17 protein-coding genes are annotated in these 18,245 nt (G+C 66.3%); 13 read left to right on the top strand and 4 right to left on the bottom strand.

Features of this window, described 5'->3' with window-relative positions; genetic code table 11:
• Positions 1–354: 354 nt before the first annotated feature.
• Positions 355–1,608 carry an acyl-CoA dehydrogenase family protein gene (locus AB0H49_RS20430; RefSeq protein ID WP_357253522.1) on the bottom strand — a complete coding sequence of 418 codons (1,254 nt, stop codon included), beginning with the start codon at positions 1,606–1,608 and terminating at the stop codon, positions 355–357.
• A gap of 511 nt (positions 1,609–2,119) precedes the next feature.
• Between AB0H49_RS20430 and AB0H49_RS20425 the strand changes: the two genes are divergently transcribed.
• Positions 2,120–3,469, top strand: a complete 1,350-nt coding sequence (locus AB0H49_RS20425) for a phosphotransferase family protein (RefSeq protein ID WP_357253521.1) — start codon at positions 2,120–2,122, stop codon at positions 3,467–3,469.
• A 137-nt stretch (positions 3,470–3,606) separates the two neighbouring features.
• On the opposite strand, the gene AB0H49_RS20420 is transcribed toward AB0H49_RS20425, so the two are convergent.
• Positions 3,607–4,248 (bottom strand): TetR family transcriptional regulator, encoded by a 642-nt coding sequence (locus AB0H49_RS20420; RefSeq protein WP_357253519.1) that lies wholly within the window; start codon positions 4,246–4,248, stop codon positions 3,607–3,609.
• Between the two features lie 419 nt (positions 4,249–4,667).
• Between AB0H49_RS20420 and AB0H49_RS20415 the strand changes: the two genes are divergently transcribed.
• The 5 genes from AB0H49_RS20415 to AB0H49_RS20395 all read left to right on the top strand — a co-directional run bounded on the left by AB0H49_RS20415 (position 4,668) and on the right by AB0H49_RS20395 (position 9,517).
• Positions 4,668–5,531, top strand: coding sequence for an SDR family oxidoreductase (locus AB0H49_RS20415; RefSeq protein ID WP_357253517.1), 864 nt, complete (start codon positions 4,668–4,670; stop codon positions 5,529–5,531).
• 70 nt (positions 5,532–5,601) lie between these two features.
• Positions 5,602–5,922 (top strand): 2Fe-2S iron-sulfur cluster-binding protein, encoded by a 321-nt coding sequence (locus AB0H49_RS20410; protein ID WP_357253515.1) that lies wholly within the window; start codon positions 5,602–5,604, stop codon positions 5,920–5,922.
• 91 nt (positions 5,923–6,013) lie between these two features.
• Positions 6,014–7,228, top strand: a complete 1,215-nt coding sequence (locus AB0H49_RS20405; protein WP_357253513.1) for an acyl-CoA dehydrogenase family protein — start codon at positions 6,014–6,016, stop codon at positions 7,226–7,228.
• Positions 7,225–8,259, top strand: coding sequence for a phosphotransferase family protein (locus tag AB0H49_RS20400; RefSeq protein WP_357253511.1), 1,035 nt, complete (start codon positions 7,225–7,227; stop codon positions 8,257–8,259). The genes AB0H49_RS20405 and AB0H49_RS20400 overlap by 4 nt, the downstream gene beginning before the upstream one ends.
• 67 nt (positions 8,260–8,326) lie before the next feature.
• Positions 8,327–9,517, top strand: a complete 1,191-nt coding sequence (locus AB0H49_RS20395; RefSeq protein WP_357253509.1) for a thiolase family protein — start codon at positions 8,327–8,329, stop codon at positions 9,515–9,517.
• Positions 9,518–9,531: 14 nt separating this feature from the next.
• Here AB0H49_RS20395 and AB0H49_RS20390 read toward each other — a convergent pair whose 3' ends face one another.
• A complete protein-coding gene (locus AB0H49_RS20390) occupies positions 9,532–10,515 on the bottom strand; it encodes an LLM class F420-dependent oxidoreductase (RefSeq protein WP_357253507.1) in 984 nt (327 codons plus the stop codon).
• Between the two features lie 208 nt (positions 10,516–10,723).
• Here AB0H49_RS20390 and AB0H49_RS20385 point away from each other — a divergent pair, with 208 nt between their 5' ends.
• The 7 genes from AB0H49_RS20385 (at position 10,724) to AB0H49_RS20355 (ending at position 17,735) form a co-directional block, all read left to right on the top strand.
• Positions 10,724–13,918, top strand: coding sequence for a protein kinase (locus AB0H49_RS20385; protein WP_357253506.1), 3,195 nt, complete (start codon positions 10,724–10,726; stop codon positions 13,916–13,918).
• A gap of 356 nt (positions 13,919–14,274) precedes the next feature.
• A complete protein-coding gene (locus AB0H49_RS20380) occupies positions 14,275–14,808 on the top strand; it encodes a TetR/AcrR family transcriptional regulator (protein ID WP_357253504.1) in 534 nt (177 codons plus the stop codon).
• 151 nt (positions 14,809–14,959) lie between these two features.
• Positions 14,960–15,721, top strand: coding sequence for a 3-oxoacyl-ACP reductase FabG (fabG, locus tag AB0H49_RS20375; RefSeq protein ID WP_357253502.1), 762 nt, complete (start codon positions 14,960–14,962; stop codon positions 15,719–15,721).
• Positions 15,722–15,740: 19 nt separating this feature from the next.
• Positions 15,741–16,193: a MaoC family dehydratase gene (locus AB0H49_RS20370; RefSeq protein WP_357253500.1), complete on the top strand. Its 453-nt coding sequence runs from the start codon at positions 15,741–15,743 to the stop codon at positions 16,191–16,193.
• A 47-nt stretch (positions 16,194–16,240) separates the two neighbouring features.
• Positions 16,241–16,396 (top strand): hypothetical protein, encoded by a 156-nt coding sequence (locus tag AB0H49_RS20365; protein ID WP_357253498.1) that lies wholly within the window; start codon positions 16,241–16,243, stop codon positions 16,394–16,396.
• Positions 16,397–16,548: 152 nt separating this feature from the next.
• Positions 16,549–16,938, top strand: a complete 390-nt coding sequence (locus tag AB0H49_RS20360) for a hypothetical protein (RefSeq protein ID WP_357253496.1) — start codon at positions 16,549–16,551, stop codon at positions 16,936–16,938.
• 122 nt (positions 16,939–17,060) lie between these two features.
• Entirely contained in the window at positions 17,061–17,735 is a 675-nt protein-coding gene (locus AB0H49_RS20355; protein WP_357253494.1) for a TetR/AcrR family transcriptional regulator, read from the top strand.
• Positions 17,736–18,131: 396 nt separating this feature from the next.
• Here the strand turns inward: AB0H49_RS20355 and AB0H49_RS20350 are convergent.
• Positions 18,132–18,245, bottom strand: a 114-nt coding sequence (locus AB0H49_RS20350; protein WP_357253831.1) for an NAD(P)(+) transhydrogenase (Re/Si-specific) subunit beta, incomplete at its 5' end; no start/stop codon positions are given.

The following is an 18,245-nucleotide window of genomic DNA, read 5'->3' as shown; positions in this document are numbered from 1 at the left end:
CGGCACCCGACCGTCGTGAGGCGCGCGGGATTCCAAGGGCGAGCGGAGAGATGACGGCGACCGCGCATGCGCTGGCCGCGCACGCCAGATGCGTTGCGGGACTTGTCGAGGCGGCTCAGCTGCGCAATGTCTGCGGACGACGCCATCCGTAGCCTTCCGGGAGTCCGTCGGGATAGTCGAGGCCATCACCCGCTCTCGGGACCCCTTCGATTGTTCATATCTGACGACTGTGTCGAGGGGCATTCCGCGGCAAGCGCCCGTCGGCTTCTCCGCAAGTAGGAACGACGATCGATAAAGGCCGCCCGGCATCGAGCGGGCAGCCTTTATCACAACGAGGTCGACCGTCTACGGCGCTCAGATAAATCCGAACAGCTGGCCGGCGACCCGGCGCATCTGGACCTCTTCGGCGCCTTCGGTGATGCGGTAGCGGCGGTGATGGCGGTAGATGTGCTCGAACGGTTCGTGTCGCGAGTAACCGATGCCGCCAAACACCTGCATCGCGCGATCGGCGGCCTCGCAGACGAGCCTGTTACTCCGGTAGTTGCACATCGAAACCTTGTGGCCGACCGAGACCGCGGGCCGTCCCTCGGCTCGGCACTCGTCGAGGTCCGCGGCCGTCTGGCGGATCAGCGCCCGGCACATCTCGGCCTCGGTGTGCAGTTCCACCAAGGGCCACTGGATCGCCTGCCGAGTGGACAAGGGGCGCCCGAAGGTATGCCGCTCCTTGGCGTAGGCGACCGCGCGGTCGATACAGTACTGCGCGGCTCCGAGACTGGAAGCGGCTTGCCGAATCCGGTTCTCGTGCAGGAAGGTCTGCGCGATGGTCAATGCCTCGCCCTCCGCGCCGAACACCGCCGACGCGGGCACGCGCACGTCCTGGAGCACGACTTCACCGTGGTCGGTGGGCATGTTGAGCGTCCACCAGTAGAACGGGACCTGAAAGCCCCGTACGTGAGTGGGGACGAGGAAGGCTGTGATCCCTTTCGCCGAGCCGGGCTCGCCGGACGTCCTCGCGAAGATGAGAGCGTGGGTAGCCGTGTGGATTCCGGTATTCCACCGCTTGGCCCCGTTGATGACCCAGTCGTCCCCGACACGACGGGCGGTCGTCTCCAACCACGTCGCGTCGCTGCCGTGCTCCGGCTCGGTCAGCCCGAACGTCAGGCCCTTGCCGCCGGTGATCAGACCTTCCACGAGCTCCTCGCGCTGCGCCTGCGTGCCGAAGAGGTGGATCAGGTGTGCGAAGACGAGGTTGCCCACGACCGAGTGTTCGTTCTGGAGGTCATTGTGTAGTCCGAGCCCCCGATGGGCGAGATGTTCTCGGATAGCGGCCATGGCGGTATCGGAGCCGTCGTTGCCGCCCAGATCCTTCGGCAGCGAATAGCGGTAGAAACCGGCCGCGTCCGCCCTCCTACGGACTTCGTCGAGGAGTTCCTCCCACTCGTGCCGGGGCAGGCCGTCGTTCTCGAAATCCGTGCGAGCCCACTCCCTGCGGTGGTCGAAGAAGCGGCGGTTGTCGTCCTGCTCCTCCAACGGAGCGATCTCGGCGTCGATGAACGCGTCGAGCCGATGCAGCAGGTCGGTCACGTCCGGTGGCAATGCATTGCTCATGCCTGCCACCCGGCTGCGCGTCGTCCGGCCGAGGTGGCCGTGGGGTCAGTGATCATCAGTCGTCCTTTTCTCGATGTGGGTGTGTGTGGTGGGTTGCGAAGCGAGGGGCGGCCCCAGAACGCCGCCGGCTCCCTCGCCGATGGCCCGTGGAAGGTCGAGACCGCCGCGGCCTGCCGCTCGGCGTCGTACGCCCGAGATCCTCGAGCCAGTTGCTGTAGCAGCGATTGCGCGGCTCCCGGCTTGGTGATCCGCGGCGCGTACCCGATGCAGGCCGTGTGGCGCTGTGTCGCGCATGCTGGTCGTCGATCCACTCAATGGAACGATCGTTCAACTCAATGTATGACTCCTTACCTGGAGTGTCAATCAGCGGTTGAACAATTGGTCAAGGAAGCTATGGTGTGTTCATGGTTGGATTCGAAGTAGAGGGACGGACGGCCGACTCGACGTCCATCGGATTCGTCGGGCGGGCAGCGCTCACGGATTCGTGGCTCGAGAATTCGAGGTGCCCTCGATGACGGCGGGCGCGAACACTCTGGCCGACTCGCTCGAGCGTGTGGTCGGCGCCCAGATCACTGGTCTGCGCCGGCTTTCGGCCGGGGCCAGCCGCGAGACGTGGGCGATGGATGCCGAGGGCCGCGGGCTGATACTGCGCCGCGACCCGCCCGAGGCTCCCGACGCCGAGGGGATGGCGCGAGAGGCCGACTGCTTCCGCGCGTGCGCGAGTGCGGGCGTACCCGTCCCGGCCTTGGTGGCCCATGGCGACGGTACGGACGGTGTGGGCAGCCCGTACCTGCTCATGGAACGGCTCGACGGCGAGACCCTTCCGCACCGGCTGCTCAGGGAGGACCGCTGGGCCACGGTCCGGCCGAAGCTGGTCCACCAGTTCGGCGAGATTCTCGGACGCATCCACGCGATCGCTCCAGCGGAGGTGCCCCGGCTCGAGGAGGATGGTGACCCGCTCACCCGTCTGCGTGAGAGCCACGCGGTCTTCGGCGAGGACCGGCCTGCGATGGAACTGATCTTCCGCCGGTTGGAACGGACGCGTCCGGAGCCGGTCCCGCCCACTCTGGTGCACGGCGACTTCCGCAACGGCAACCTGCTCATCGACGACGGTGGGGTGCGGGCCGTGCTCGACTGGGAGCTTGCCCATATCGGCGATCCGCGCGAGGACCTCGGTTGGTTGTGTGCGCGTGCCTGGAGGTTCGGCGAAAGACCAGAGGTCGGCGGCTTCGGGTCCTTCGAGGACCTGCTCGCGAGCTATGGACAGGCCACGGGGACCTACCCCGATCCGGAAGCGGTGCGATGGTGGGAGGCCTATGCCTGCGCCCGTTGGGCTGTGCTCTGTCGAACGCAGGCCGAACGACACCTCGGCGGGACCGAGCAGTCCGTGGAGTTGGCCGTCCTGGGCAGGCGGATCGCGGAGGCCGAGCACGACGCCCTTCTCGCCCTCGGCCTCACCGGTGCCGAGATGATCGCGGACCCTCTCCGCGAGCCCGCTCCCGTCGAGCAACCCGATGTGTACGCCCGCCCGACCGTCGACGAACTGTTGAGCGCCGTCACCGGGTTCCTACGGGAGGAGTTGACGACCGAGGACCCGCGCAGCGCCTATCTCGCCAAGGTCGCCGCGAACGCGCTCACCATCGTCCGCCGGGAGATGCGGCTCGGGCGGGAGGAGCGGGCCGCGCACCGCGCCCGGCTGGCTGCCATTGGCTGTGCGGACGACGGCGAGTTGGCCGCTCGCATTCGTAGCGGCACGGTGCCGGACGACGACCCCGATATCATCGCGGTCGTGCGGAGTTCGATCACTGCGCAGGTGGTCGTCGCGAATCCGCGCTATCTCGCGCCTGCCCGGAGTGCGTGACGTTCTCTCGTTGTGCCCCTCCGGCTCGCGCCGACGCGACGGCCTTCGTGAACGCCCAGATCGCGGAGGTCGCGGCCGCCCGGCCGCCGTGCTCGACACTCGAGATTCTGCTCAGCGGCAAGGGGCCTGCGCCGGGCTCATCGGCGATAACGCACGGCGTCGAGCGCGATCTCCTGGTGTCGTCGGATGATCTCGTCCGGGCCGAGTGGCCCGCCCGGTCGATACCAGGCAGCGACGGCGGTGCATGCAGCGGTGACGAACCGGGCGGCGTCCTCGGCGTGCGGGGCGGCGAAAACCCCGCGGCGCACGCCGTCTCGCACGACCCGATCGAAGATTCGCTGCTGAACGTCCCGCTTGGCCAGCACGACCCGTCGCCACCCCGGCTCTAGCGCACGTAGCTCGCTGTTGCCCAAGAAGCTTTCCCGCTGCGCCTCCAAGTGCACCCGCACGTGTGCCTCGACAATCGCCCTGAGCCGGTCGGCTGGATCGTCTCCGGCGAGGTCGAGCGCCTGTTCGGTCGCCGCGATGAGCATGTCTAGCCCCCGGTCGAGCAGGGTTGCGAGCAGCACCTGCTTCGAGCCGAAATGGTGGTAGAGGATCGCCGGGCTGGTGCCGGCGGCGGCGGCGATGTCCCGCACGGAGGTGCCGTGGTAGCCGTGCGTCCCCATCACCTCGACGGCAGCGGTGATCAGCGCGGCGGCGGTCGGCTCATCGTCCGGCAGCGTGAGGGTGGTGGAAGGCAGCCCGGAGCCGGAGCGTGACTTCTCGGCGTTGACCATGCTGTCACCCTAAGCGATTTGAACGGTCGTTCGAATGTGGGGCGCGGTGCGCCGCGGACAGTCTTTGAATGCGTTGAAACATCGTTCGATGACGAGGTGGGTGCAAGCGTCTGATGCGTGCGGGAATCGCTGGCCGAACCGCTCCGCGGGTTGGGCTGTGCGAACGTCGCCATGGCCGCGATCCGTGAGGCCTCGCCCGCTGCGTCACAGGCGTCTGACAGCCGCCGTCGAAGTCAGCGCGCATCGGCCCCAGTGACGCGGGTCGTCAGGTCTTTCGGCGTCCTGCGAGCCCTCACCGAGCTGACCGCCACGGTAAGAGGAGCGGTCCAGACCTATGGTTGACGAGATTACCGTGTACGGGATACCGTCATACAAAGTGATTCGGGCGCAGGGTGGCCCGTCGGAAAGAGAGGCAAGGCGTGACTGATCTCAACGATGCGGTCGTCGTGGTCACCGGCGGTGCCACGGGAATCGGACTGGCGCTCGTCCGCGAGGCGGTGCAACGTGGCGCCCGGGTGATGATCGTGGATGTCGACGACGCAAGCGAGACGGTCGCGACGCTGCGTCGTGAGGGCGCCACCGTGGAGTCGACGATCGCGAATGTGGCCGATGTGGCCGACGTCCGGCGGGCAGCGGCCGAGACCATCGAGCGTTTCGGTGGCGTCGATGTCGTGTGCAACAACGCGGGCACAGCGGCGTTCGGCATGTTGCAGGACGTGCGGCCGGAGGACGCGAGCCGCGTTCTGGGGGTCAACGTGGAGGGCGCCTATCACGTGATCCATGTCTTCGCTCCGGCGCTCCTGGAGTCTGCCGCGGTGGGCCGCCCCGCCTATCTGCTGAACACGGGATCGGAGCATTCACTGGGGGTGCCGCCGTTCGTCGAGCCGATCAGCATCTACACGGTGAGCAAGTACGCCGTCCTCGGGTTGACGATGACCGCGCACCGCGATCTGGGTCCGGCGGGGATCGGCGTGTCGATGCTGGCTCCGGGCTGGACCCTCACCGAGAACGTACGAGGCTTGATCGAGGCGAATCCTGAATCAGCGGCGGCAATCATGCCGTATGCGCAAGAGCCCGAGGAGGTCGCCACGCGGGCCTTCGACGGTCTGCTGGCGGGGACCAGGGTCATCGCCACCAATTCCCACAGCCGAGCGTTCGCGATGGAACACGCACGCAATCTGATGATCGACATCCAGCAGCTTCCCGTCGTCGACGCCACGGAAGATCACCTCCATGACGGCTCGGGCGATGTGAGCGCTTGCCCGGTCGCCGGTGGGCGTTAGTCGCTGACGGAGGCGGCTGGTCTCTCCAGGTCGCTGCCGTGAATCAACAAGGAATCGTGAGGAACAGGTAATGGGTCGTGTGGTTTTCGTCCAGCCGGACGGGTCGAAGCAGGAGGTCGAGGCGGTCGACGGGCAGTCGGTGATGCAGGTGGCGCGAGCGAATCTGGTGCCTGGCATCGTGGCCGAGTGCGGGGGTGAGTTGTCTTGTGCGACTTGTCATGTGTTCATCGGTGGGCAGTGGGCTGGGTTGTTGCCGGGACGGTCGGACGAGGAGGTGGACATGCTCGAGGTGGCAGCGGAGGAGCCGACGGAGTCGAGCAGGCTTTCTTGTCAGGTTCGGTTCGAGGCTGCTCTGGACGGGATGGTCGTCACCATCCCCGAGACCCAGTAGTCGATCGGTGCGATCGCGAGGAGGCGGAGCACGTTGTCGCAATCGCGAGCTGACCGAGCACAGGCTTGACAGGATCAAGGAAGGATTCTGAATGAATTTTGAACCGAGCGAGCGCGCGCGGGGCTATCTCGAGCGCGTCGATGCCTTCATCGACGGCCGGGTCGCCCCCGCGGAGGCGCGTTTCGAACAGCAGCGGCGCGAACTCGCCGCCGCGGGAACCCCGCACGCGGTGCCCGGCGTCCTCGAGGAGCTCAAGGCCGAGGCGCGCGCGCGAGGGCTGTGGAATCTGTTCCTCCCCCATTCGACCGATCCCGCGCACGGGCTGTCGGTGCTCGACTACGCGCCGCTCGCCGAGCGCGCGGGCTGGTATCCGCAGCTCGCCCCCGAGGCGATGAACTGCTCGGCGCCGGACACCGGCAACATGGAGCTGCTCGACCTCTTCGCGACCGATGCCCAGCGTGAGCGCTGGCTGGATCCGCTGCTGCGAGGCGAAATCCGCAGCGCCTTCGCCATGACCGAGCCGGATGTCGCGAGCAGCGACGCGAGCAATATCGGTACCAGCGTACGGATCGAGGGCGACGAGGTCGTCGTCAACGGACGCAAGTGGTGGACCACCGGGGCGCTGGACCCGCGCACCGCGTTCTACATCGTGATGGGCGTCAGTGACCCCGAGGCCGATCGGTCGAAGCGGCACTCGTTCGTGATCGTTCCCGCCGATGCTCCCGGGGTGACGGTGGTCCGCGATCTCAGCTACTACGGATACACCGACCAGAACGGTCACGGAGAAGTCCGCTTCGCCGACGTACGGGTCCCCGTCGAGAACCTGATCGGCGAGCCGGGAGCCGGATTCGCCATGGCGCAGGCACGACTCGGGCCGGGGCGTATCCACCACTGCATGCGGGCGATCGGCATGGCCGAGCGTGGAATCTCTCTGATGAAGGAGCGGGCGGGGGAGCGGGTCACATTCGGCCGGCCCCTCGCGAGCCAGGGTGTGGTCGGCGAGTGGATCGCCAACGCGCGCATCACCGTCGAACAGCTGCGGCTGCTGGTCTTGAAGACGGCGTGGTTGATCGACCGGCGCGGAGCGAGCGCGGCCCGCACGGAGATCTCGGCGATCAAGGTGGCCGTCCCGCGTGGGGTGTGCCGCATCCTGGACGACGCCGTGCAACTCTACGGCGGCGCCGGGGTGAGCGGTGACACTCCGCTGGCGCTGCTCTGGGCGACGGCGCGTGCCATGCGAATCGCGGATGGACCCGACGAGGTGCACCTCCGGTCGATCGCCCGGTCCGAGCTGGCCAGCGCATGAGTGCGCACCCTTCGCGGTCGGCCGTCCCCGAGGCGGTCGGCCTGGATCCGCAAGCCGTCGAGCGGTGGTTCGGTGCCGCGGTGCCGGACGCGAGGCCACCGCTGTCGTTCCACGTGCTGGCGGGCGGATATTCGAACCTCACGTATCGGGTCGCCGATCAGCGCGGCCGATCGTGGGTGCTGCGCCGCCCGCCCGCCGGACCGCTGCGTCCCGGTGCGCACAGCATGGAACGCGAGTGGCGCATTCTCACAGCCCTGCAAACGAGCGCCGTTCCGGTGCCGCCGACGGCCGCGTTCTGCGCTGATCCGGGGGTGACCGGGGCCGAATTCTACGTCATGGACCACGTCGAGGGGATCGTGATCGACAGCGCGGAGAACGCGGCGGCCCTCACCCCGCACGCGCGGCGCAGCCTTTCCGACGACATCGTCGCGACGCTGGTGCGACTGCATCAGATCGATCCCGGCGTTGTCGGTCGGCGGCCCGGTACGCAGACCGACTCTTACGTCACCAAGCAACTCGGACTGTGGCTGCGCCAGATCGACGGTGCGGGCGGCCCACGCACTAGAGAGATCGTCGATGTCCACAAGATCCTCAGCGAGCGCAGGCCACCGCAGAGATGGACAGGGCTGACCCACGGCGACTTCCGCTTGGGCAACATGCTGGTGACAGCGGAAGGGAAGATCGCGGCGGTCCTCGACTGGGAGCTCTGGACGGTCGGCGATCCGCTCGCCGACCTCGGGTGGCTTGCCGCCTGGTGGATCCTCGACACCGACGACGGCTGGTCGCCGGACCGCGCCGACGGATTCCCCACCGCCTCGGAGCTCGCCGCCGACTACCAGCGACTGACCGGCCACGACACGTCCGACATCCCGTACTACATCGCGTTCGCGCTGTGGCGGCTCGCGTGCATCAGCGAGGGCGTATACCAGCGCTACGCGGCGGGAATGATGGGGCGCCCGACGACCCCGCTCGACGTGCTCTCCGCCCGACCTCGCGAGCTGGCCGCCGCTGCGCGAGAGGCGCTTATTTGACGGCAGTTTGAGAACAGACGCTTCGACTACGAAGCGCGTGAGTTGAACAATTGATCGGAGATTTCCTATGTCAGAAGCCGTCATCGTCGACGCCGTTCGAACCGCTGTCGGACGCGGCAAGCCGGGCGGAGCGCTCTCTGCCCTACATCCCGCCGAGTTGCTCGGCAGCACACTGCGAACACTGGCGGATCGCAACCAGCTCGATCCGGCTCTCGTCGACGACGTCTTCGCCGGCTGCGTTTCGCAGGTGGGGGATCAGAGTTACAACGTCGCGCGTACCGCCCTGTTGACGGCGGGGTTCCCCGAGGCCGTCCCGGCCACCACGATCGACAGGCAATGTGGTTCGAGCCAGCAAGCCGCGCATTTCGCCGCCCAGTCGATCATGGCGGGAGTGAACGACATTGTCATCGCCTGTGGCGTGGAGTCGATGAGCAGAGTGCCGATGGGGGCCTCCGCGGTCGGCGGCGATCCTTTCGCCCCACTGTCGCAACGGTATTCGGATGGCATGGCGAATCAGGGCGTCGGTGCGGAGCTCATCGCGAGCCGTTGGAAGCTGTCGCGAAGCGAGCTCGACGAGTATGCCGCGGCCTCGCATCGACGGGCGGCCGAGGCGCAGGCCGCCGGCGCGTTCGACGCGGAGATCATCCCGGTGGCCGTGCCCGGCTCCGACGGAGACTCAGTGATTCACGACCTGGACGAGACGGTCCGGCCGAACACCACTGTCGAGGGCCTCGCCGGTCTGAACCCGTCGTTCTACACACCGCAGTTCGCGCAGCGCTTCCCCGAGATCGAATGGTCGATCACACCGGGGAACTCCTCGCCGTTGACGGACGGGGCATCCGCTGTGCTCATCATGAGTCGTGAGCGCGCCGAACGGCTGGGTCTGCGCCCACGTGCGCGTTTCCACTCCTTCGCCGTGGTCGGCAGCGACCCGCTGTTGATGCTGACCGGTCCCATCCCGGCGACACAGCGAATTTTGCAGCGGACCGGGCTCGGCATCGATGAGATCGACGTGTTCGAGGTCAACGAAGCCTTTGCTCCGGTTCCCCTGGCGTGGGCGCGTGAGGTCGGAGCGGACCTGGCGAAGGTCAATCCGCGGGGCGGGGCGATCGCGCTCGGACATCCGCTCGGCGGATCCGGGACCAAACTGCTCGCGACAATGCTCAATCACCTCGAGCAGACCGGCGGCCGATACGGACTGCAGACGATGTGCGAAGGCGGCGGCATGGCCAACGCCACGCTCATCGAGCGCATTTGATACGTCGTAGCCGATCAGCGATCGCCGGTGTAGGCGCGTCCGATTTCCGCTATTGATGCGGCGGAGGGAGGCGCTTCTCCGGCGGCCTGCATGATCGCGAGGACTGGCGTGGTGACGCCTGCGTCGGCGTAATCTCTGATGCGAGTGCTGATTTGATCGGGCGTGCCATATAGGAACAGCTCGTCTACGAGCTCGTCGGGTATCGCGGCCAGCGCGGCCGAGCGGTCACCGGCCCGCCATGCCCGCCACATCGGCTCCAACTGTTCGCCCCGGCCGAGCCAGCGGTGAAATTCCGCGTAAACCGGCACATTCAAGTAGGCCGCGATCGCCCGCCGGGCGGTCTCGCGCACCGCGGTCAGGTCTCGGCTGGGAACGACGAGCAACCGCGCCACGATGTCGGCTTGCGGATTGGCCTCGAGAACATAGGGCGTCACCCGGTGGACGTCGGTGGGAGACAGCCAGTTGACGATCGCTCCATCACCGACGGTCCCCGCCAGGCGAAGCATGCCCGGCCGCAACGCGGCGATCATGATCTTGGGTTGCCGCTGTGGGGCCCGGTCGAGCCGAAACCCGTTGATGCTGAAGCTGGCACACGCCATGTCGACCCGTTCGCCGGACAGGGCCCGGCGTACGAAGGTCGCTACATCGCGCACCCGCTGATAGGGCGCGCGAAAACTCAGACCGTTCCACTTCTCCACGATCACATCGGAACTGGTGCCGATGCCCAGTACCACCTCGCCCTCCGCGACGTCGGCCAAGGCCGCGGCCGACATCGCCATCAGCGCGGGACTGCGGGTGTACGCGGGAACGATCGCCGTGCCGAGCCGGAACGAGGGATGGCTGACCGCGGCGGCCGCCAGCGGGGTGAACGCGTCGGCGCCCGATGCCTCCGCCGACCACAGATCGGTGAAGCCGCTCGCTTCGATGCCGTCGAGGTGCTCACGTTGCCGTGCGAGCGGTGTATCGCCGAACGGAATCGTCAGGCCGAGTCGGCTCATGAATCCTCTTTCCCGTTGCATCCGGTCGAGCTGAGGCTACCGGAGACGCTGAACATTCGTTCGTAGTAGCAGGCTGTGCGATGGGACAAGCGGGCTACGAACTGGTTCTTCAATGCCGAATCGAGAGCATCTGGCGGTGTGATTGTGGCAAACGAACGTTCAGGTAGCAACATTCTGATCGGCTATCGGCTCGGCTATCGGTGACTCGATGCGTCTTCCGAACAGCTCAATCGCCGATGCTCAGTGGGATACGCTGGTCGTTAACCGAGTGTTGACGCGTGCTCCCGGTGGGGACGCGGTGTCGGATGGTGTGCTGCTGATGGCCGAGGATGACCCATTCCGGACGGCGCGTGAGGTGTCCGAGCCGGTCGCGGAGGAGCTGCGCGCGGCCGGGTTCGCCGATGCCGAGGAGATCGGCCGGGGTGGTTTCGGTGTCGTATATCGGTGCACGCAGGTGGAGCTGGACCGGACGGTGGCGGTGAAGATCCTCACCGCGGAGCTGGATTCCGAGAATCGGGCGCGGTTTTTCCGGGAGCAGCAGGCGATGGGGCGGCTGACCGGGCATCCGAATATCGTCATCATGCTCCAGGCGGGTACCACCGCGAGCGGGCGTCCGTTTCTGGTGATGCCGTATCACCCGTTGGACTCCCTGGACGCCCGGATCCGTGGGGAGGGTCCGCTGCCGGTGGAGGCGGTGTTGTGGATCGGGGTCAAGATCGCTGGGGCTCTGGAGAGCGCGCATCGCGTCGATATCGTGCACCGGGATGTCAAGCCGGGAAACATTCTGCTGACCGATTACGGCGAGCCGGCGTTGACGGATTTCGGTATCGCGCGCATCGCTGGGGGATTCCAAACCGAAGCGGGCACTTTGACCGGGTCGCCTGCGTTCACCGCTCCGGAGGTGCTCGAGGGTGATACTCCAGGCCCGGCTGCGGATGTCTACGGGCTGGGCGCCACCCTGTTTTGCGCGTTGACCGGGCATGCGGCGTTCGAGCGGCGAAGCGGGGAGAATGTGGTGACCCAGTTCCTGCGGATCACCACACAGCCGACGCCGGACCTGCGTGAGAGCGGTATAGCCGAGGACGTCTCGGCGCTGGTGGCCGCGGCGATGAGCCGCGATCCGCGCGATCGGCCGTCGGCGACGGCGCTGGGAGAGATGATCCGACAGGCGCAGCGCAGGCATGGGTTCACGGTCGATGAGATGGCCATACAGGCCGAACCGGGCCCGCTGCGCCCAGATGGGAAGCCGCAGGCGCGGGGCTGGCGTGCGCCTGCCGCGCCGTTCGCGGGTCGCCGCAGCGGTAATACTCTGCCGCTCGAGTTGACCAGTTTCGTTGGCCGCCGCGCTGAGTTGACGGAGCTGAGGAATCTGCTGGCCTCGACCCGGCTTGTCACGCTGACGGGGATCGGCGGGGTCGGCAAGACGCGCCTGGCGCTGCGTGCCGCGTTCGAGGTGCGCGGGGAGTTCGCCGATGGGGTGTGGTTGGTCGAGCTGGCCGACGTGTCCGACCCTTCGCTGCTGATCGCGGTGGTGGCGGCGGCGGTCGGGTTGCGCGACGAGTCGACGCGGCCGCTGTCGGAGGTGGTCGCGGAGTTCCTGTCCGACCGGGAGTCGTTGCTGGTGTTGGACAACTGTGAGCAGGTGGTGGCGGCGGTCGCGGGTCTGGTCGAAACTTGGTTGCGGGATTGTGCTGGGCTGCGGGTCCTGATCACCAGCCGTGAACCACTGGATATCGCGGGGGAAACGGTGCTGCGGGTGCCGCCGCTGACGGTGCCGGATGCGGAGCTGTCGCCGCGCGGACTGCCGAGCGACGACGCGGTGACGTTGTTCGCGGACCGAGCGACCGCGGTCGTGCCTGGGTTCGAAGTCTCGGAGGACAACAAGGCCGCCATCGCCAGGATCTGCGCCCGGCTGGATGGATTGCCACTCGCGATCGAGTTGGCCGCGGCGCGGATGCGCACGATGTCGCCCGAGCAAATTCTGCGGCGACTCGACGACCGTTATGCGCTCCTGACCCGTGCCAGCCGCACCGCGCCCGCGCGGCAGCAGACGCTCCAGTGGTGTATCGACTGGAGCTACCACTTGTGCGGCCCGGCCGAGCAGCGGCTGTGGGCCCGGTTGTCGGTGTTCGCGGGCGGCTTCGAACTCGACGCCGCCGAAGATGTCTGCGGCGCTGATCTGGCACCGGAGGACCCGTTGGATGTGTTGTCCTCCCTGGTGGACAAGTCGATCTTGATTCGGGACGAGGCCAAGGGTGTGGTGCGGTTCCGGATGCTGGAGACGGTGCGGGAATACGGCAGGCAGAAGCTGCGGGAGGTCGGCGAATTCGCCGATATGCGTCACCGGCACCGCGACTGGTATCACCGGTTGGCGCTGGACGCGGAAGCCGGATGGATCAGCGACCGGCAGCCCTACTGGCTTGCCAGACTCGAACGCGAGCAACCGAACCTGCGCGACACGCTCGAATACTGCTTGGCCGACGACAGCGAGCAGGCGGCCGAAGCCGGGCTACAGACCACCACCGCGCTGTTCATGTTTTGGAACTTCCGAGGCATGTACGGCGAGGCTCGATCCTGGATTCGGCGAGTCCTCGACCACCCTGCGCGACAACCAGTGCCCGACCGCGTCAAAGCACTGTATGCGGGCTGTGTCCTGGCGGCGATGCAGGGTGACCTGCAGGATGCCGATACGTTGGCGGAGCAGGCCCGCGTGCTGGCTGAGCAGGCTCCCACCCCGATGGCTCAGGCGTTGATCGCTTACTGCGACGGCGCCTTGCAGTTCTACTGGGGTGGGCTTGCCAAGGCTTCCGCCTGTTTCGAACGAGCCGCTGAGGGATTCAGTTCCAATCGCCAAGGATACCTTTACGTTGCTGCTCTGACCGTGCTCGGTTGGGTGCACGAAATGTCCGGCGACATGCAACGGGCGATGGAGTACCACCAGCAAGTCCTCTCCATCACTGAGGCGTGCGGCGAGTCGCTCTTCCGGTCTTCCGCATTACGGGACATAGGCGTTGGCGCTTGGCAGCAAGGTGAGCGGCCCCGGGCGATCGAGCTGGTCGAGAACGCGCTGCGTCTGAACCGGCGAACGGGAAGCCCGGTCAATGCGGCGATGAGCCTCGAGGCGCTTGCTTGGATGGTCGTCGACGGCGGTGGCGCCGAGCGCGCGGCGGTTCTGCTGGGTGCCGCACAAGGACTATGGCGGTCGGTGGGTAACCTCGCGAGCATCGTCCCAATGCCGCGGTATCACGACGAATGTGAACGGCTGGCGCGATCTGCCCTCGGGGCACATCGATTCGATTCGGCCTTCCGGCGCGGTCAGGAAATGAGCATGGACGAAGCCGTGTCGTACGCACTCGGCGAGCAACCTGCCGACACCAGGCTTTCGGAAGACACCGAGCGATAAAGCAGCCGACCGTGCTGATCCTGTTCGTGTCCGCCATTCGAGGCTTACGGGCGCGTCGGCGCCGCGTCGGCCAGTATCTATGGTCGGCAGCACCCGAATTCGCCTCGACACGTACCCACGCCGCAGCGTCGTAGCCGCGACACCGCGGTCTTGTCATGCCGCGGTAGCAGCGGCCTCGATTCTGATCGCGCGGGGCCGCGGGCCGCGCGGAGGGCAAAGATTCTCGGGGACTGACCCTAGACTGTGTCGTCGTGGGTGCATCTGATCAGTCGACTAGCAGTGGTCCGCGACGTCCGGGCCGGCCGCGGGGGAGTGTTGCCAGCAATACCGAGGCGACACGCGAACGGATTCTCGACGTGGCGATCGAGCTCTTCTCCACGGTGGGCTATCACGCCGCGAGTGTCGCGGAGATCGGGAACCGGACGGACCTGCAGGCAGGCGCACTGTATTACCACATCAAGTCCAAGGAAGAACTCCTGTGGGAGATCCTGCGCCGCTATACCGAAATCGCGCTGGCCGGCGCGCAACGCGTAGTGGCGATGGACGTCGATCCGGTCGAGAAACTTGGGAAGCTCATCGACGTTCATGTCACCATCATCGCCCGGCATCGGCGCGAAGTGCTCATCCAGCTGCGAGACGCGGAAGCGCTCAGCGCGGAGCACATGCGGCAGCTGCAGGTACTGCGGCAAGAAGTGCAGGACTGTTGGGAAGGCGTGCTGGAGGAAGGTTATCGCGCGGGCGCGTTGACCCGCGCCAATCGCATCGTGGCCAATGGCCTACTGGGCATGGTGAATTCGTTACCGCAGTGGTACCGGCCTGGACGCGGCCAAAGTATCGATGAAATCGCGCGGGAGTTCCGGGCGATGGTCATCGACGGTCTGGCGCGCTAGGGCGGCTCACGCGACCACGTTGCCGAGTCGCCGATCGGATCGGCGAACCAGGGGCATGGCGCTCACACAGCCAATTTAATGGAGTGTATACTCACTATAATTGATGGGTGCGAAAACGAACCCGAACAGTCATCTTCAGGAGAACATGCACATGAGCACTGACACCGTCCGGGCAGCTATCGTCACCGGCGCCGCCCGTGGCATCGGCGCGGCCACCGCGAAGCGGTTGGCCAGCGAGGGTTTCGCCGTCGCCGTTCTCGATCTGGACGAATCGGCCTGCAAGACGGTTGTTTCCGATATCGAGGCGGCAGGCGGTTCCGCACTCGCCATCGGAGCCGACGTCTCGGACGAAAGCAGTGTGGCATCGGCGGTGACTCGGGTGGCCGACGAACTGGGCACACCGCTGGTGCTGGTGAACAATGCCGGGGTCATTCGCGACAATCTGCTGTTCAAGATGACCGCGAACGATTGGGACACGGTCATGAACGTGCACCTTCGCGGATCTTTCCTGATGAGCCGGGCCGCGCAGAAGTACATGACCGAAGCCAAATGGGGCCGGATCGTCAACCTGTCCAGTACGTCGGCGCTGGGTAACCGAGGCCAGGCGAACTACTCCGCGGCGAAGGCCGGACTGCAGGGGTTCACCAAGACTCTCGCGCTCGAACTCGGCAAGTTCGGTATCACCGCGAACGCGATCGCGCCCGGATTCATCGAAACCGAGATGACCCAGGCGACGGCCGAGCGCATGGGTATGCCCTTCGAGCAGTTCCGTGAGGCTGTGGTGAAGGGGATCGCGGTCGGCCGCTCGGGTAAACCCGAGGATATCGCGAATGCGGTGGCCTTCCTGGCGGGAGATGGAGCGGGATTCATTTCGGGCCAGACACTGTACGTGTCCGGCGGTCCGGCCGTCTGAACGAACGGGAACGCGAAAGATGAAGATTTTCGACGGAATCGCCGAGTTCCAGCAGGCGGTCGGCAGCCACCTGGGCTACAGCGGCTGGTACGAAGTCACCCAGAAGCAGGTCGATCTGTTCGCCGACGCCACCGGTGATCACCAGTGGATCCACGTCGATCCGGAGGCGGCCGCGAAGGGACCCTTCGGCGGGCCCATCGCGCACGGTTTTCTCACCTTGTCGCTGCTGCCGGTGCTCACCGAGCAAATCTGGCGTATCGACGGGCTGAAGATGGGAATCAACTACGGCTGCAACAAGGTTCGCTTCCCATCCGTGGTTGGAGTTGGCGATCGGGTGCGGGCGGGCGCCGAACTGACCGCCGCCGCTTCGACGCCCGCGGGCACCCAGGTCACGATCACGGCGACCGCCGAGATCGAAGGCGGCGCCAAGCCTGCCTGCGTGGCCGAATGGGTGCTACTGCTGGTGGATTGACGGTGTAGGCCTGTCGCGGATCACGAGCCGACATGGAGCCTGGGGCGATGAACTGGACCGAAATCGGATATGCCTTTGCCGGTTCGACGGCTGTCGTTGCCGCGCGGCGTCTTGGCGAACTCGACGCGTCGATCCGCGGGATCGCGCGCGAGTTCCCGCGCCGATTTCGGTGTGGCCGGCCCGGCGGGATCGACCGGCCATGAAGGAGCCGATGGCCGAGAGGGTATGCCACCCTGCGGCGGAAACCATCGGACTCCGCGAGACGAGCGTTCACGCGACCGGTGGCACCGGGAACGGACATCGCTCCCGAGTCGGGCGAAGCGCTGTCCCTCACCACCTAGGTTCCGAAGAGGAGTTGCTGTTCGAGATCCTGCGTCGCCACGCCGATCCACGAGCCGCTCACATCGGCCGGATCGCCGATCGTGACGCATTTCCGGTCGGCACGGTGCTGAACTCCATGACGTTCTGGCACGGCGACGGCTGCGATTACGGTCCCGACCAGATCTCCAACACCCTCACGGTCGCAGGATCGGAGGGGTTGATCAGCAACGAGGCGCGGTCGGATGGATCTCGCAAGCGTCGTCTCGATCACCGAATACTCACTTCGATCATCGCCTTCGGATTGGCGATGATCTTGCTCGTTCTGGCCTTCATTGTGATGGCCCGTGCAGTCGCGCCAATCAGCGATCGGGGCCGCGGAGAGGTCGAGCTCGACAAACACGCCGCGCTTACTTCGACGCATTGATGGGCGCGCCGGTGCCTGATTTCTCGATGGGTTCGGGCTGAAACTGCAGTGGCACACCGAGACCGCACAGGTGGCGACCGATTACGGTGCCGCGACCGAGATTCGCCAACCGCAGAGAGCCGATGATCGACCGCAAAAGGACGTCCAGTCCCCGCCCCATGCGGGCAGATGCCGCGCGCAACCGTCGGCGCATCCTCGAAGCGGCCGACGAACTGCTGGCACAGTACGGCGAGCACGTGACGCTCGACGATGTAGCCAAGGCCGCAGGAGTAGGAGTGGGCACTGCTTATCGGCATTTCGGCAACAAGCATGCTCTCATCACCGAAATCCTCGAGCAGTACCTCGGGTGGATCGGCGAGATCGCTGAATCGGCTGCCCAGCGACGTGATCCGTGGTGCGGTTTGGTTCAAATGCTGGAGCAGACTTGCGAACTCGTCGCCGGGAACCGAGCCTTCATGGCAGCCATGACCGGATCGCGAGAAGGCGCAGCCGTTTTCGAGCGGCACGAGGCGATGATCAGCCGCCCGCTCGGCGAAATTATCGAACGTGCACGGGTCGACAAGCTGGTGCGTCCGGAGATCGCGATAGGTGACATCTTCGGTGTCATCTCGATGGTGCATGGCGTGGCGGTCTTCACCCAACCAGTGGACCCGGACCACTGGCGGCGATACCTGAACTTGCTGCTGAACGGAATTCGATCGGATCGCGGCCGCGGTCTGCCTCTTCAACCGCCGGCGCTGAGCGTCGAACAGATAAGGCAGGCGCGGAAGATCGCGGCAGCGAGTCGTCGACGCTGATCGGACCTCGCGGTATCCACCGGGCGAGTTGCGCTGACCGTTGATCGCCGTGGCGCATATTCGCGCCGAATTCGGTTGCTCCGCCCTAGTATGCGAGGTCAGCGCCGACACGCCCGTGGCCACGGTTGTGTCCGCCAGCAGCGGTCATCGACTCGGCGATGGCTTCGCGAGTCGATCGGATCTTCAACTTCGCTTTTGCAACCCTGCTCTCGGCACAGGAAACAGAAACTGCCGCCACCGCGGGGGTAACCGCGGTGGCGGCAGGCACGCCACGGAGGGGATTGCACGGCTGTGGCGCGGGTTCTTGGGGTGTGCCGCCACCGTGAGTCAGGGAAGTCTTCACGGTGGCGGCACGGCGCGCCACTGACGGTTGTGGCGCGGGCTTCGGGGGTGCTGCTATAGCGCCTTGAGCTCTTCGGTGACGGCACCGACGGACTTCTTGGCGTCGCCGAACAGCATCGAGGTGGTGTCGGCGTAGAACAGCGGGTTGTCGATGCCGGCGAAGCCGGA

Source organism: Nocardia sp. NPDC050713 (assembly GCF_040654315.1).
GTDB lineage: Bacteria > Actinomycetota > Actinomycetes > Mycobacteriales > Mycobacteriaceae > Nocardia.
This window is presented reverse-complemented; position numbering and strand designations above follow the sequence as displayed.